Source organism: Rhodoferax sp. GW822-FHT02D07 (assembly GCF_058802405.1).
In genome coordinates, this window is the sequence record NZ_JBXAOD010000007.1 from 215,723 (window position 1) to 229,851 (window position 14,129).

At 63.0% G+C, this 14,129-nt stretch carries 14 protein-coding genes and 1 riboswitch; of the genes, 11 read left to right on the forward strand and 3 right to left on the reverse strand.

All coding sequences use genetic code 11. The annotated features are described in order from the left end of the window. Positions 1 to 50: 50 nt before the first annotated feature. Positions 51 to 407: a hypothetical protein gene (locus tag AC1RNN_RS16355; protein WP_493090092.1), complete on the forward strand. Its 357-nt coding sequence runs from the start codon at positions 51 to 53 to the stop codon at positions 405 to 407. Between the two features lie 17 nt (positions 408 to 424). On the opposite strand, the gene AC1RNN_RS16360 is transcribed toward AC1RNN_RS16355, so the two are convergent. Together AC1RNN_RS16360 and AC1RNN_RS16365 are read right to left on the reverse strand one after the other, a co-directional pair. Next, positions 425 to 2,377: a bifunctional 2',3'-cyclic-nucleotide 2'-phosphodiesterase/3'-nucleotidase gene (locus AC1RNN_RS16360; RefSeq protein WP_493090091.1), complete on the reverse strand. Its 1,953-nt coding sequence runs from the start codon at positions 2,375 to 2,377 to the stop codon at positions 425 to 427. Between the two features lie 88 nt (positions 2,378 to 2,465). Next, the gene (locus tag AC1RNN_RS16365) at positions 2,466 to 4,094 is read right to left on the reverse strand and encodes a peptide chain release factor 3 (protein WP_493090090.1); all 1,629 of its coding nucleotides are present in this window, start codon (positions 4,092 to 4,094) and stop codon (positions 2,466 to 2,468) included. 135 nt (positions 4,095 to 4,229) lie between these two features. Between AC1RNN_RS16365 and AC1RNN_RS16370 the strand changes: the two genes are divergently transcribed. The 4 genes from AC1RNN_RS16370 (at position 4,230) to metF (ending at position 8,768) form a co-directional block, all read left to right on the forward strand. Continuing rightward, on the forward strand, positions 4,230 to 5,243 hold the full coding sequence (locus tag AC1RNN_RS16370; protein WP_493090089.1) for a substrate-binding domain-containing protein: 1,014 nt from the start codon (positions 4,230 to 4,232) through the stop codon (positions 5,241 to 5,243). A 38-nt stretch (positions 5,244 to 5,281) separates the two neighbouring features. Beyond that, positions 5,282 to 5,401: riboswitch (S-adenosyl-L-homocysteine riboswitch) on the forward strand. 74 nt (positions 5,402 to 5,475) lie between these two features. After that, entirely contained in the window at positions 5,476 to 6,990 is a 1,515-nt protein-coding gene (ahcY, locus tag AC1RNN_RS16375; RefSeq protein WP_493090088.1) for an adenosylhomocysteinase, read from the forward strand. A 12-nt stretch (positions 6,991 to 7,002) separates the two neighbouring features. Continuing rightward, positions 7,003 to 7,878 carry a TlyA family RNA methyltransferase gene (locus AC1RNN_RS16380; RefSeq protein WP_493090087.1) on the forward strand — a complete coding sequence of 292 codons (876 nt, stop codon included), beginning with the start codon at positions 7,003 to 7,005 and terminating at the stop codon, positions 7,876 to 7,878. A 41-nt stretch (positions 7,879 to 7,919) separates the two neighbouring features. Further along, complete coding sequence (gene metF, locus AC1RNN_RS16385; protein WP_493090086.1) at positions 7,920 to 8,768, forward strand: methylenetetrahydrofolate reductase [NAD(P)H]; 849 nt, start codon at positions 7,920 to 7,922, stop codon at positions 8,766 to 8,768. On the opposite strand, the gene AC1RNN_RS16390 is transcribed toward metF, so the two are convergent. Then, the gene (locus AC1RNN_RS16390; protein WP_493090085.1) at positions 8,769 to 9,659 is read right to left on the reverse strand and encodes a 23S rRNA (adenine(2030)-N(6))-methyltransferase RlmJ; all 891 of its coding nucleotides are present in this window, start codon (positions 9,657 to 9,659) and stop codon (positions 8,769 to 8,771) included. Between the two features lie 108 nt (positions 9,660 to 9,767). Here AC1RNN_RS16390 and AC1RNN_RS16395 point away from each other — a divergent pair, with 108 nt between their 5' ends. The 6 genes from AC1RNN_RS16395 to erpA all read left to right on the forward strand — a co-directional run bounded on the left by AC1RNN_RS16395 (position 9,768) and on the right by erpA (position 14,125). Further along, the gene (locus AC1RNN_RS16395; protein ID WP_493090084.1) at positions 9,768 to 11,462 is read left to right on the forward strand and encodes a serine/threonine protein kinase; all 1,695 of its coding nucleotides are present in this window, start codon (positions 9,768 to 9,770) and stop codon (positions 11,460 to 11,462) included. Between the two features lie 161 nt (positions 11,463 to 11,623). Next, complete coding sequence (rplM, locus tag AC1RNN_RS16400; protein WP_493090083.1) at positions 11,624 to 12,052, forward strand: 50S ribosomal protein L13; 429 nt, start codon at positions 11,624 to 11,626, stop codon at positions 12,050 to 12,052. Between the two features lie 9 nt (positions 12,053 to 12,061). Further along, positions 12,062 to 12,454 (forward strand): 30S ribosomal protein S9, encoded by a 393-nt coding sequence (gene rpsI / locus AC1RNN_RS16405; RefSeq protein ID WP_493090082.1) that lies wholly within the window; start codon positions 12,062 to 12,064, stop codon positions 12,452 to 12,454. A gap of 150 nt (positions 12,455 to 12,604) precedes the next feature. Beyond that, complete coding sequence (locus tag AC1RNN_RS16410) at positions 12,605 to 13,285, forward strand: DUF6776 family protein (RefSeq protein WP_493090081.1); 681 nt, start codon at positions 12,605 to 12,607, stop codon at positions 13,283 to 13,285. 18 nt (positions 13,286 to 13,303) lie between these two features. Beyond that, a complete protein-coding gene (locus tag AC1RNN_RS16415) occupies positions 13,304 to 13,699 on the forward strand; it encodes a bactofilin family protein (RefSeq protein WP_493090080.1) in 396 nt (131 codons plus the stop codon). Positions 13,700 to 13,759: 60 nt separating this feature from the next. Beyond that, the gene (erpA, locus tag AC1RNN_RS16420) at positions 13,760 to 14,125 is read left to right on the forward strand and encodes an iron-sulfur cluster insertion protein ErpA (protein WP_493090079.1); all 366 of its coding nucleotides are present in this window, start codon (positions 13,760 to 13,762) and stop codon (positions 14,123 to 14,125) included. Positions 14,126 to 14,129: the final 4 nt, after the last annotated feature.

Sequence of the window (14,129 nt, forward strand, 5' to 3'; positions counted from 1 at the left end):
AGTATGCTGCGGTCTTCGCGCAGGAATGCGCCATTGTCCGGGAGTGCGGTATGCGCTGGGGAATCGTGCTGGTTGTGTCCTTGGGGTTGTGGGCGGGGAGTGCGTTGGCGCAGGCCGCGCCGGAGGCCAAGGCGGTCTGCCAGCGCGCGGCTGGCAAGCTCGAAAGCCTGATTGAAGACTGGCACGCCCTGGTGGTGGAGTACCACGCCGAGGCCAAGAACCCCTCGGTGCTCAAGCTCATGGCCGAGCACCGCAAGGGCCGCCTCAAGCCCAGTTTCCAGAAGCACTGCCAGCGCGAGTGGCCCACGCACCAGGCCATCTTCATCTGCTTTGCCGGCTCGGTCACCGAGTTGGGGCTGGCGCTGTGCCACCAGTCCGACACCAACCCCCACCACTGGCAGTACTAGCGGGCGATGCCCACGCCTCAGTCCTTCAGCTCGTAGAGCGCCGAGCCGTCGCCGTTGTCCTGCACCAGCCCGATTTCGGCGTGCTGGGCCAGGAAGCGGCTGGCTGCGCTGCCGGACAGGAAGGTGGGGTGCACACCGGGGATGCGGGCGATGCGCCAGTTACCGTCGGCACTGGGGTTGACCATGTGGTCCGCCGCCAGCTTGTCCGACATGCGCAGGTATTCCACCAGCGCTTGGCGATTCTCGTCGGGCGCGTCCAGCACTACTTTGTCCGCCTTCAGGCCGGGGAAGTTGCCGCCGCCGTACGCGCGGTAGTTGTTGGTGGCGACCACGAAGCGGGCGCTGTCCACAATGGGCTTGCCCTCGAAGCGCAGGTTGCGGATGCGGTGGGCGTCCGCGTTGGCGAGCTGGCCCTTGCCGTCGTAGCGCGCGGGCTGGCTCACGTCGATCTCGTACTCCACGCCGTCGATCACGTCAAAGTTGTAGGACGGAAACGCGTCGTTGATCAGGGGCTGGCGCGCGGGGCCCTTGGGGTCGATGCGCAGGAACTGGCCGGCCGACATTTCCAGCCACTCGCGCACCTCGGCGCCGGTGATCAGCATGGCCTTGAGCGTGTTGGGGTAGATGTAGAGGTCCGCCATGTGCTTGATGGCCAGCGGGCCGGCAGGGATGTCGGTGTAGTAGTTCCAACCCTGGCGCCCACCCGCCTTGAAGGGCGCGGCGGCCGACAGCACGGGGTATTTCTCGTAGTCCGTGCCCTGCATGGCGCGTTTCACATAGGCGATCTGCGCGTTGGAGACGATCTGGATGGACGGATCGTCCGCCACCTGCGCAAAGTAGCTGTAGATGGGCGCGCTGCTCAGGGCCACCTTGTTGCGCACGTAGTCCAGCGTGCGCTGGTGTTCGGTGCCGATGAGCTGCATCACCACGGGATCTTCCTCGGCCAGCGATTTCTTCGCGGTGCGGTCAAAGATGGGGCGAATAGTGGCCTGGCTGCCCACCACCTTCCAGCTGCCGCCGCTGTTGTCCAGCGTCAGGTCGATCACGCCGAGGTGGTCACCCCAGCGGCCCGGCATGACGGCGGGTACGCCGTTGATGGTGCCGCGTTCGATGTCCACCTTGGGGTAGGCGGCAAAGGCCTTGCCCGGGAATTCCGCGTGCGCGTGGCCGAACAGGATGGCATCCACGCCGGGCACCTCGGCCAGGCGGGACACGGCGTTTTCCGCAAAGGCACCGACCTCACCTTTTTCGAAACCGGAGTGGGGAATGGCCACGACCAGTTGCGCGCCCTTGGCCCGCATCTCGGGCACATAACGTTTGGCCATGTCCACCATATCGCGCGTCACCACCTTGCCCTCCAGGTTGGCTTTGTCCCATTGCATGATCTGCGGCGGCACAAAACCGATCACGCCCACGCGCAGTTTGTGTTCCTTGCCGGCCGCGTCCTTGAAAGTGCGGTCCAGCAGCACATAGGGCGTGAAGGCCTGGGTGGGCGTGGCGCTGTCCTGTTTGCCGTCGGCCAGCAGCACATTGGCGTTCACATAGGGGAAGCCCGCGCCGGCGATGGCGCGGCGCAGAAAGTCCAGGCCGTAGTTGAACTCGTGGTTGCCCAGGTTGGCCGCGTCGTAGCCCAGCGGGTTCATCACCTTGTAGGCCGGGTGTGTCTGGCCGGCTTGCAGCGGCGCCACGCGCGCCACCACATCGCCCAGCGGGTTGCCCTGCAGCAGGTCGCCGTTGTCGAACAGCAGGCTGTTGGGCGCCTCGTTGCGCGCGGCCTTGATGAGGCTGATGGTGCGCGCCAGGCCGTACTGGTCGGTGGGCTTGTCCTGGTAGTAGTCGTAGCTCAGCAGGTTCATGTGCACATCGGTGGTCTCCAGGATGCGCAGCTGAAGCTGCTCGGCGCTGACCGCAGTGCCCAGGGTCGCCATCAGCAGGGCGCTGGCAAGGCGCAGGGAGGGGGTGAATGTCATGGGAGCTCCTGTCCGGTCAAGCCAATAAAAAAGCCCGCTGAATCAGCGGGCTTTTCATCTTACTGCGGCGGGGCGCAGTCTGGGGCCGTCAGCCCGCGCTTTGCAGTGCCAGGCCAGCGTGCTCGCGCAGCGGGTGGAAGTGGATCTTGGGGAAACGCTCCTGCGCCAAGCGCACGTCGTAGGGGCTGGTGCAGAGGTAGGCCAGGGTGTCGGCCGCGTCATGGGCCATGCGCAGCGGGTAGGCGGTCTCGAAGTCGCGCAGGTCAGCAGCATTGTCGGCGGTGATCCAGCGGGCGCCGGTGTACTGGCAGCTTTCCAAGCGCACATCGCAGTCGTACTCGGTCTTGAGGCGGTGTTGCACCACTTCAAACTGCAGCTGGCCCACGGCGCCCAGCAGCATGTTGCCGCCGGCATCGGGCTTGAAGACCTGGATGGCACCCTCTTCGCCCAACTGCATCAGACCCTGTTGCAGCTGCTTGGTGCGCAGCGGGTTCTTCAGCACCACGGTCATGAACATTTCGGGTGCGAAGAAGGGCAGGCCGGTGAACTGCAGGTTGGGGCCGTCGGTGATGGTGTCGCCCAACTGCACGCCGCCATGGGTGGTAAAGCCAATGATGTCGCCGGCATAGGCTTCGTCCACCGCCTCTCGGCGCTGGCTCATGAAGGTCACCACGCTGGTGGGGCGCAGTTCCTTGGCGGTGCGCTGCACCTTCATCTTCATGCCCGGTGTGTATTTGCCAGAGGCCACGCGCACAAAGGCAATGCGGTCGCGGTGGTTGGCGTCCATATTGGCCTGCACCTTGAACACCACACCGGAGAAGCTGTCGCCATCGGGTTGGACGGTTTGGGCCTCACGGTTGCGGTTCACCTCGGTGTAGGCCACGCGTGGGCCAGGCGGGGGCGACATGTCCACCACGGCGTCAAGCACTTCCATGACCCCGAAGTTATTCACCCCGGAGCCGAAGAATACCGGGGTGAGCTTGCCTTCCAGAAACGCCTGGTGGTCCCACTCGGCGGAAGCACCCACCGCCAGCTCCATGCTGTCCAGGGCATCGTCAAAGGCCTGGCCGAAACGGGCACGCAGCTTGTCTGCATCGGACAGCGGAATGGTCTCGAAGTCCTGCGGGCGCTTTTCGCTGCCCGCGGTGAACACGGTCATGCTCTTGGTCAGCAGGTTGATGATGCCGCCAAAGCTCTTGCCCTGACCCACAGGCCAGGTGATGGGGCAGCAGGGCATTTTGAGCTCGCGCTCCACCTCGTCCATGATGTCCAGAGGGTCACGCACTTCGCGGTCCATCTTGTTGACGAAGGTGATGATGGGCGTGTCGCGCTGGCGGCACACCTCGATCAGGCGGCGGGTCTGGCTTTCCACACCGTTGGCCGCGTCGATCACCATCAGCGCCGAGTCCACGGCGGTCAACACGCGGTAGGTGTCTTCGGAGAAGTCCTTGTGGCCGGGGGTGTCGAGCAGGTTGACCACATGGTCGCGGTAGGCCATCTGCATGACAGAAGATGCTACCGAGATGCCGCGCTGCTTTTCAATTTCCATCCAGTCGGACGTGGCGTGGCGGCTGGCCTTGCGCGCCTTCACCGAGCCGGCAATCTGGATCGCGCCCGAGAACAGCAGCAGCTTTTCGGTCAGCGTGGTCTTGCCGGCGTCCGGGTGGGAAATGATGGCAAAGGTGCGGCGGCGGCGGGTTTCGGCGAGAAAGGTCACAGGGGGTCCAGGTTCGGGAGTGGGCAGCGCACAGCGGCGGGCCACCAGAGGGGAGATCGGTATTTTACAGAGGGCGCCAGCGAAGGCCTTGCCCTTACACTCGCGCTCCAGCAAGCGAAACGAGCGGAGCAACGTGTGAGTATCAAGCAACTGGCCAATGCCCTGGGCCTGTCCACATCCACGGTCAGCCGCGCCCTGAACGGCTATACCGATGTGAACGAGCAGACCCGCGAGCGCGTGCAGGCCATGGCCGCGAGCATGGGCTACCGGCCCGATGCGGGCGCGCGCCGGCTGGTGCGCGGCAATACCGATGCCGTGGGCATCGTTTACTCCGCCGCTGTGGAAAACCTGGGCAACCCGCAGTTTCTGGACATGGCCGACGGCCTGGGCGAGCGCCTGGAGCGCGACCACCTGGATTTGCTGCTGGCGGTGGCCAAGAACGAAACCGATCTGGAAACCTTCGAGCGCCTGTTCCGTGGCGGGCGTGTGGACGCGGTCATCGTGCCCAACACCCGCGTGCAGGACGCGCGCGTGGACTACCTGCTGGAGAAGGGCTACCCCTTTGTGGGCTATGGCCGCACGGCCGAGTGCAGCCACTACTCCTGGCTGGACTTTGACAACGACCTGGGTAGCCGCCTGGCAGTGGAGCATTTGCTGGCGCTGGGCCACACACGCATTGCCTATGTGCATGCGCCGCTGATCCTGAATTTCGCCTTCCAGCGTCACCGGGGCTTTGTGAATGCATTGGCAGCGGTCGGACTGGTCTGCCCGTCGCATTACTGCATAGGCGGCGTGAACGACCGGCGCAGCGGCCTGCAGTCGGTGGTGCAGTTGCTGGCGCTCACGCCCCGGCCCACGGCGGTGCTGGTGGACAACAACCTGGGCGGTGTAGGCCTGATTCGCGGACTGTTGGATGCGGGCCTGCGCGTGGGGCAGGACATCTCGGTGGTGGTGCATGGCGACATTCCGCAGGACACCCTGCTCACTGGTCTGGACGTCACCACCGTGACCCAGCCCACGCCCCAGACCACGGGCATGGCCCTGGCCGAAATGGTGATGCAGGTGCTGCGCGCGCCCGAGGCCGGGCCCTACCAGCTGCTGCGCCTGCCGGCCCTGCAACTGGGCAGCAGCACCGGGCCTGCCCCCTGAATTTGGCGGCTGACGCTTTAGCAGGCTAAAATCGCTGCACTTCCGAGGAGCGTTGCAGCTCGCCGTACCCCACAGGGGATGCCGCGAGTGAGGCTCGGAGAACACGCCGCCTGGGTCTTGCCAAGGCGTGCCGTGCCTCACAACGGCGCTCACCCACTGGACGTGTGCGGTGAGTCGGCTACCTGAACTTCCCACGCGCCAGTGCTTAGCCAACTTACTTTTGGAGCACACCATGAGCGCTGTACAGAAATCCCCCAAGGCCGCCAAGGCCAGCAAACCCGCCGCTGCCAAGCAGATCGTCGCCAAGGTCGCAGCTGCTGTGGCGCAGGACTACAAGATTGCCGACCTGAGCTTGGCCGCCTGGGGCCGCAAAGAGCTGACCGTTGCCGAGACCGAAATGCCCGGTCTGATGGCCATCCGCGAAGAGTTCGCCAAGAGCCAGCCCCTGAAGGGCGCACGCATCACCGGTTCGCTGCACATGACCATCCAGACCGGCGTCCTGATCGAAACGCTGAAGGCGCTGGGCGCTGACGTGCGCTGGGCTTCCTGCAACATCTTCTCTACGCAGGACCACGCCGCCGCCGCGATTGCCGCGACCGGCACTCCCGTGTTCGCCGTCAAGGGCGAGACCCTGGAAGATTACTGGGACTACACCCACCGCATTTTCGAATTCAGCGGCAAGAAGGGCACCGCGGCGGAAGGCCCCAATATGATCTTGGACGACGGCGGCGACGCCACGCTGCTGATGCACCTGGGTGCCAAGGCCGAGAAGGACATCAAGGTGCTGGCCAAGCCCGGCAGCCATGAAGAAATCTGCCTGTTCAACAGCATCAAGGCCAAGCTCAAGACCGACCCCACCTGGTACAGCCGCCGTCTGAAGAACATCATCGGCGTGACCGAAGAAACCACTACCGGCGTGATGCGTCTGGAAGAAATGGCCGCCAAGGGCACGCTCAAGCTGCGCGCCATCAACGTGAACGACTCCGTCACCAAAAGCAAATTCGACAACCTGTACGGTTGCCGCGAATCCCTGGTGGACGGCATCAAGCGCGCCACCGACGTGATGATCGCTGGCAAGGTGGCCTTGGTGGCCGGCTACGGCGACGTGGGCAAGGGCTCCGCCCAGGCCCTGCGTGCCCTGTCCGCGCAAGTTTGGGTGACCGAGATTGACCCCATCAACGCCCTGCAGGCCGCGATGGAAGGCTACAAGGTCGTGACCATGGAGTACGCTGCCGACAAGGCCGACATCTTCGTGACCACCACCGGCAACAAGAACGTCATCACTTACAAGCACATGGAAGCGATGAAGGACCAGGCCATCGTCTGCAACATCGGTCACTTCGACAATGAAATCGACGTTGCATCGCTGGAAAAGCTGAAGTGGGAAGAGATCAAGCCGCAGGTCGATCACGTGATCTTCCCGAAGAAGGGCAAGAACCCCGAGAAGCGCATCATCCTGCTGGCCAAGGGCCGCCTGGTGAACCTGGGTTGCGGCACCGGCCACCCCAGCTTCGTCATGTCCTCCAGCTTTGCGAACCAGACCATCGCCCAGATCGAGCTGTTCACCAAGACCAAGGACTACAAGGCGGGCAAGGTCTATGTGCTGCCCAAGCACCTGGACGAAAAGGTGGCACGCCTGCACCTGAAGAAGGTGGGCGCCATGCTGACGGAACTGACCGACGAGCAGGCCGCCTACATCGGCGTTAGCAAGGCCGGCCCCTACAAGAAAGAGACGTACCGCTACTAAGCGGCACACGGTATGCGGATTGACCAATTGCTGGTCCAGCGCGGGCTGGCCAGCACCCGCTCGCAGGCCCAGCGCCTGATTGCCGACGGCGTGCAGTGGAAGAACGGCGAAGTCTGGAAACGCGTGGCCAAGAATGGCGACGAGGTTCCGGACGGCGCCGAGCTGCAACTGCTGGATGACTCCGAGGCCCGCTATGTCTCACGCGGCGGCCTCAAGCTGGAAGCCGCGCTGAAACAGGCAGGCGTGAAGGTGGCCGGCTTGCGCTGTCTGGACGTGGGGCAGAGCACCGGTGGCTTCACTGACTGCCTGTTGCAGGCCGGCGCGCAATCGGTGGTGGGGGTGGACGTGGGCAGTGCCCAGCTGCATCCCAGCCTGCGCAGCGATGCCCGCGTGCTGTGTGTGGAAGGCGTCAATGCGCGTACTCTGTCTGCTGCAGATTTGATAGCTGCTTACGCAGATAGCACGGGGGATGAGGGGCAATTTGATATCGAAGAGGATGGTGAAACCTTTGACGGGTTTGACGGCTCGGAGGATGGCGAAGACGCCCCGGATGTTGCGGCCTTGCCGCCCGAGTTCGCACCGCCTTTCGATGTTCTGGTGGCAGACCTGTCGTTCATTTCGCAAACCCTGGTGTTGCCGGCGGCCGTGCCCTTGCTCAAGCCAGGCGGCGTGTTGCTGACCCTGGTCAAGCCGCAGTTCGAACTGCAACCTGGCCAGGTGGGCAAGGGCGGTATCGTGAAAGATCCGGCCATGTACCCCATCGTGGAGCAGCGCCTGCGCGAGTGCTGCGCGGAGCTGGGGTTGGAGGTCACGCACTGGTTCGACTCAGCGATCGAAGGCGGGGACGGCAACCGCGAATTCTTTATTGGTGCCCGCAAGGCGGGCTGAATATGGCGCTGCCCTGGCGGCGGCGCAAGACGGAGATTCCTATGTCGACACAGACGCGCATTCCCCTGAGTCTGGAGTTTTTCCCCCCCAAGACCCCCGAAGGCGTCGAGAAGCTGCGTGCGGTGCGCCAGCAGCTGTACACGCTCACGCCGGAGTTTTGCTCGGTGACCTTTGGTGCCGGTGGCTCCACTCAGGAGGGCACCTTCAACACCGTGCGCGAGATCCTGGCCGAAGGCGTAAGCGCGGCCTCGCACTTTTCCTGCATTGGCGCCACCAAAGACACGGTACGCGAGCAGTTGGCGACCCTCAAGGCCATGGGCGTCAAGCGCCTGGTGGCATTGCGCGGTGACCTGCCCAGCGGTTATGGCGCAGGCGGCCAATTCCAGTACGCCAGCGATCTGGTGGCCTTTATCCGGGCGGAAACAGGCGAGGACTTCCAGCTCGAGGTGGCAGCCTACCCGGAGGTGCACCCCCAGGCCAAGTCTCCGGCCAGTGATTTGCAGGCTTTTGCGGCCAAGATCAAGGCGGGCGCCAATTCGGCCATCACCCAGTACTTCTACAACGCGGATGCCTATTTCCGCTTTGTCGAAGAGGTGGACGCGCTGGGGCTGGATGTGCCCGTGGTGCCCGGCATCATGCCCATCAGCAGCTCCACGCAGCTGATGCGCTTCTCGGATGCCTGCGGTGCCGAGATCCCGCGCTGGATTCGCCTGCGCTTGCAGAGCTATGGCGACGATGTGGCGTCCATCAAGGCTTTCGGGCTGGAAGTGGTGACGGATCTGTGCGAGCAACTGCGTGCCGGTGGCGCACCCGCGCTGCATTTCTACACCATGAACCAGAGCGCCGCCACGCTGGCGCTGTGCCAGAACCTGGGCTTGGCGGCCGACTGATCAGCCGGCCGAGTCCAGCGTAAACGTTGCGTTGCTGTCCTGCCCCAGCAGTTCCACCATCTGTGGCAGGGCTTCCTTGAGTTGGGCCTTGAGTGTATGGGGTGGGTTGACGAGGAACATGCCACTGGCCGGTAGGCCGGGGCGAATGACTTCCCCTTCCGCATCCTGGGTCAGCTTGCTGGATTTGACGGTGAGCGTGGCGTGCAGCCAGCCTTTGCCAGCCTTGTTGGCCATGGTTTTCAGGCGTTTTGGCAGGTCGTGGGCCTCGGGCCGCGGAATGATGGGATACCAGACTGCGTAAGTGCCCGTGGCAAAGCGCTGCAGCGCGTCAGCCACCATGTCGAGCACGCGGCCATAGTCGGTCTTGGCTTCGTAGCTGGGGTCGCATAGCACTAGGGCGCGGCGCGAGGGCGGCGGCAGAAACTTCTTGAGTCCCTCAAACCCGTCTTCGCGCAGGATGGCGACCTGGCGGCCAGCCTCCAACTGGGCCACATTGGCCATCAGCGTCTTGGTGTCGGTGGGGTGCAGTTCGTAGAGCTTGAGCTTGTCGCGCTCGCGCAGCAACTGTTGGATGATGAAGGGCGAGCCGGGGTAGACGCTCCAGTGGTTGCCGCTGTTGAAGCTGGCGACCATGTCCACATAGTCCTGCAGCGCCGGGGCAAAACCGTCCTTGGGGGGCGTGGCGACCAGCTTGAGAAAGCCTTCTGCGGCTTCGGCACTGGTTTTGGCGTAGTCGCCATCGAGCCGGTACAGGCCGGCACCCGCGTGTGTGTCGAACACATTCAGCGCGGCCTCTTTCAGGGTCAGGTGGCGCAGGGCGGCCAGCAGGACGGTATGTTTGAGGACGTCGGCATGGTTGCCGGCGTGAAAGGCGTGGCGGTAACTGAACATCCCCTATGATACCTACGCAAGGCCAGCCGCCGTGAGGCGGTGCGTTGGAAACCAGGTCTTGACCCATACGCGTGGGACCTAGAGGTCCCCGAATACTGTTGCTACCGCATGAGTGAAACCGCCACCCAGCCCAGCGAAACCCAGCCAGTCGCGCTGGCCCACATGGACGCATTGCCGCCCGGTACCATGCTGGGCGAGTTTGAGCTGCAGGCCTTGCTGGGGGTGGGCGGCTTTGGCATGGTGTACCGTGGGTACGACCATTCCCTGCACCGGCCCGTCGCCATCAAGGAATACATGCCCTCAGCGCTGGTGGGGCGCGAGGCAGGCGGTGCCGTCACGGCGCGCTCCACGGTCGATGCACAGCCCTTTCAGACCGGCTTGCAGTCCTTTATTGCCGAGGCGCGCGTGCTTGCCCGCTTTGACCACCCCTCCCTGGTCAAGGTCTACCGCTTCTGGGAAGCCAACAACACGGCTTATATGGCGATGCCCCTGTATGAAGGCATCACCCTCAAAGAGGCACGTCGCCGCATGAGCGGCCCCCCGCCTGAGGACTGGTTGCGCAGCGTGCTGTGGTCGGTGCTGGAGGCCTTGCGGGTGCTGCACGACAACAACACCCTGCACCGCGACGTCTCGCCTGACAACATCTTTCTGCAGAACGCTGGCCCGCCGGTGTTGCTGGACTTGGGCGCCGCACGGCGCGCCATCATGGACTCCAGCCACAAGCACACGGCGGTGCTCAAGGTCAATTACGCGCCCATCGAGCAGTACGCCGATGCGCACGACCTGCGCGAGGGGCCCTGGACCGATCTGTATGCATTGGCTGCCGTGGTGCATGGCTGCCTCTGCAATGAGCCCCCGTTGCCGGCCACCTTCCGCGTGTTGCGCGACCGCATGCCGGCCTTTTCCCAGGTGGCGCAAACTGCACAAACCCATTTCGGCCAGAGCTATTCGCCGGAGTTTGTGGCGGCTGTCGCCCATTCTTTGGCTATCGAGCCCGATGCCCGCACCGCCAGCGTGGATGCCTTTGCCCAGGAAATGCAGTTGCAGCCCCCAGCTGACATCGCCCGCTTTGACTGGCGTGCCGCTCTGGGCCCCTCCATCGTGCTGGACGATGCGGTTCCAACTGCGGCCGATCCGACTACCGCGCTGCTGACGACCCAGCCGGCACCGCCTGCCAAAACGGTTGCCCAGACCACCCGTGTGCGTGAGCGCACGGTGAACACCGGGCGCAGCAAAAAAACCCATCGCAGTTCGCGTGATCCCTCCAAGTCGCGCGAGAGCCGCACCTTGGCTGCGGCGCCTGCCAAGGCCAGTGCGTTGCCTTGGGTGCTTGGCGGGGTGGCAGCTTTGCTGTTGTCAGTGGGTACTTACTGGGCCCTGAAGCCCGCCAAGCCAGCTGCTCCGGCTGCCGTTGTAGAGGCGCAGTCGGCCCCGGAGCAACCCGTATCGGCACCTGTGGCTGCCGCTGTACCGGCCCCGGCGGCTGATGTCGCCCGCCCGGCCGCAGGGGTGGCGATCCGGCCTGCGGCTGCACCGGCCAAGATGGCTGCGGCCTCGGCACCCGTTGCTGCCGTGCCGGCGACTCCGCGTGTACCCAAGGCCGAGCCGCGCGCCGCGGCCTCCGTGCCGGCGCCTGTCGCCGCACCCGCACCCAGCCCGACCTTGTGCGCGGATGCCACCGTGCTCACGCGCACCATGTGCATTTATCGCGAATGCCAGAAACCCGAGCACGCCCAACTGCCGGTCTGCATTGCCGACCGCAAGCATTGGGAAGAGCAGAACCGTGGCAAAAACGGCTTCTAGGGCGCGATTAGGTCTTTGGCTCACTTATTTGTATAATGGAAGGCTTCGCAGCGCTTTTGTGGCTCCGCGGCGAAGACTTTTACCCCACCTAAGAGATTCCCATTAGAGGAACGCCGACCGTGGAAAAGAGCCCTCCCAAACCTTCTTTAAAGAGAAAACTCATGTCTACTTTCAGCGCAAAACCCGCTGAGGTCGTGCACGAGTGGTTTGTGGTTGACGCGACCGACAAGGTCCTCGGACGAGTAGCCAGCGAAGTTGCTCTCCGTTTGCGCGGCAAACACAAGGCCATTTACACGCCTCACGTCGATACCGGTGATTTCATCGTCGTCATCAACGCAGCCCAACTCAAAGTCACAGGCACCAAGAGCCTGGACAAGGTGTACTACCGCCACTCCGGTTACCCCGGCGGTATCACAGCCACGAACTTCCGCGATCTGCAATCCAAGCATCCTGGCCGCGCTTTGGAAAAAGCCGTCAAGGGCATGCTGCCCAAGGGTCCCTTGGGCTACGCCATGATCAAGAAGCTCAAGGTGTACGGCGGTGCTGAGCACCCCCACACCGCCCAGCAACCCAAAGTGTTGGACATCTAAGGAGCTCTCATGATTGGTGAATGGAACAATGGCACCGGCCGTCGCAAATCCAGCGTCGCCCGCGTGTTTCTGAAAAAAGGCACTGGCAAGATCACCGTGAATGGCAAGGACATCGAAGCTTTCTTCGGTCGTCAAACTTCCATCATGATCTGCAAACAGCCCCTGCTGCTGACCAACCACGCTGAATCGTTTGACATCATGGTCAACGTTGCTGGTGGTGGTGAGTCCGGCCAGGCTGGTGCAACCCGCCACGGCATTACCCGCGCTTTGATTGACTACGACGCAGCCCTCAAGCCCGCGTTGAGCCAAGCCGGCTTCGTGACGCGCGATGCGCGTGAAGTCGAACGTAAGAAGGTCGGCTTCCACGGCGCCCGCCGTCGCAAGCAGTTCTCCAAGCGTTAATCGCTGGCAACCCTGCGTTGCAAGGCCGTCTGGATGCAAGTCCAGGCGGCTTTTCTTTTGGGCGTTCAGCCAGACACATGGGGCTGCTAGACTTCGCCCTCCATGAGATTTCGACTGCTACGCCGCCGCCTCACCATCAGTGCCCCCCGTATGGCCGTGCGCAGCGCGCTACCTTGGCCATTCCGCTGGGCTGTGCTGGCGATCGTCCTGGGCTTCTGTGCTGCTATCAGCCTCTGGGCCTTTGAGTTTGGCAAAGATATAGCCGGTCTGGAAAAGGGCTCCAAGGACGAGTTGATGCAATTGCGCAGCGACGTCAGTGCACTGCGTGCTGAGCTGTTGTCGGTGAAGGCCGAGCGGGACGAGGCGCAATCGGTGGCGAATACGGCTGGCACGCTGGTCACAGCCGAGAGGGCTTCGCACGAAAAGCTGCTGACCCAGGTCAAGCAGCTTGAGGCTGACAACCGGGTGTTGCGCGATGACTTGGGTTTTTTCGAGAAGCTGATTCCCTCTGCGGGCGTGGATGGGTTGTCCATCCGTGGCTTGCAGGCGGAGCTGACAACGCCAACCACGTTAAAATGGCAAGCGCTGGTGATGCAGCCGGGTCGCAATACGCAAGAGTTTACAGGTCGTTTGGAGTTGACTTTTGCGGGCACGGTGAATGGCAAACCCTGGTCCAGTACGCTGCCGGATGGGGCCGTCCCCATCAAGGTCAGACAGTATGGGCGCATGGAGGGCGAGTTGGTCATCCCTCCTCAGGTGGTTGTCAAAAGTGTCTCGGCACGGGTTCTTGAGGGTTCTGCTGTCCGTGCGACGCAGTCCATCAAGCTGTAGTGTTTACAGAGGTTCAGCATGTTCAACAAGAAAAAGCAGCCCCCGATCAAAAGCCTGATTGCCGAAGGCACCCGCATTGAAGGCAATTTGACCTTTTCTGATGGCCTTCGGGTCGATGGAGTCATTGTTGGCAATGTGCAGGCCGCCGATGGCAGTGCCAGCATTTTGGTGATCTCTGAGTCCGCCAGCGTGACTGGTGACATTTCTGCTGACCACATCATTGTCAATGGCGGCGTCAAGGGTCCCATCCATGCCCGCCACATGTTGGAACTTCAGCCCAAGGCCCGTATTGAAGGGGATGTGGAATACGCCGCCTTGGAAATGCACCAAGGTGCCCTGATTGCCGGCCAGTTGCGTCCGCTGCTGGACAACGAAGAAAAACCCACACTGAAACTAGCGGCAAATAACCTGTAGCAGAATTCCCGAGCGGTTTCCTGTACTATTTGCCCATCCTGATTGAAACCGGAGTCGCCCATGAGCGCCGTTGCCGAGACTATCCATACCGAAATGCCTTCCCCCATCCTGTTCACCGACAGCGCTGCTGCCAAGGTGGCAGACCTGATTGCTGAAGAAGGCAACCCTGACCTGAAACTGCGTGTATTCGTGCAGGGCGGAGGCTGTTCCGGCTTCCAGTATGGCTTTACTTTTGACGAAATCACCAACGAAGACGACACCACCATGACCAAGAATGGTGTCTCCTTGCTGATTGACGCCATGAGCTACCAGTACTTGGTGGGGGCCGAGATTGACTACAAGGAAGACCTGCAGGGCGCGCAGTTCGTCATCAAGAACCCCAATGCCACCACTACCTGTGGCTGCGGTTCGTCGTTCTCGACCTGAGTTG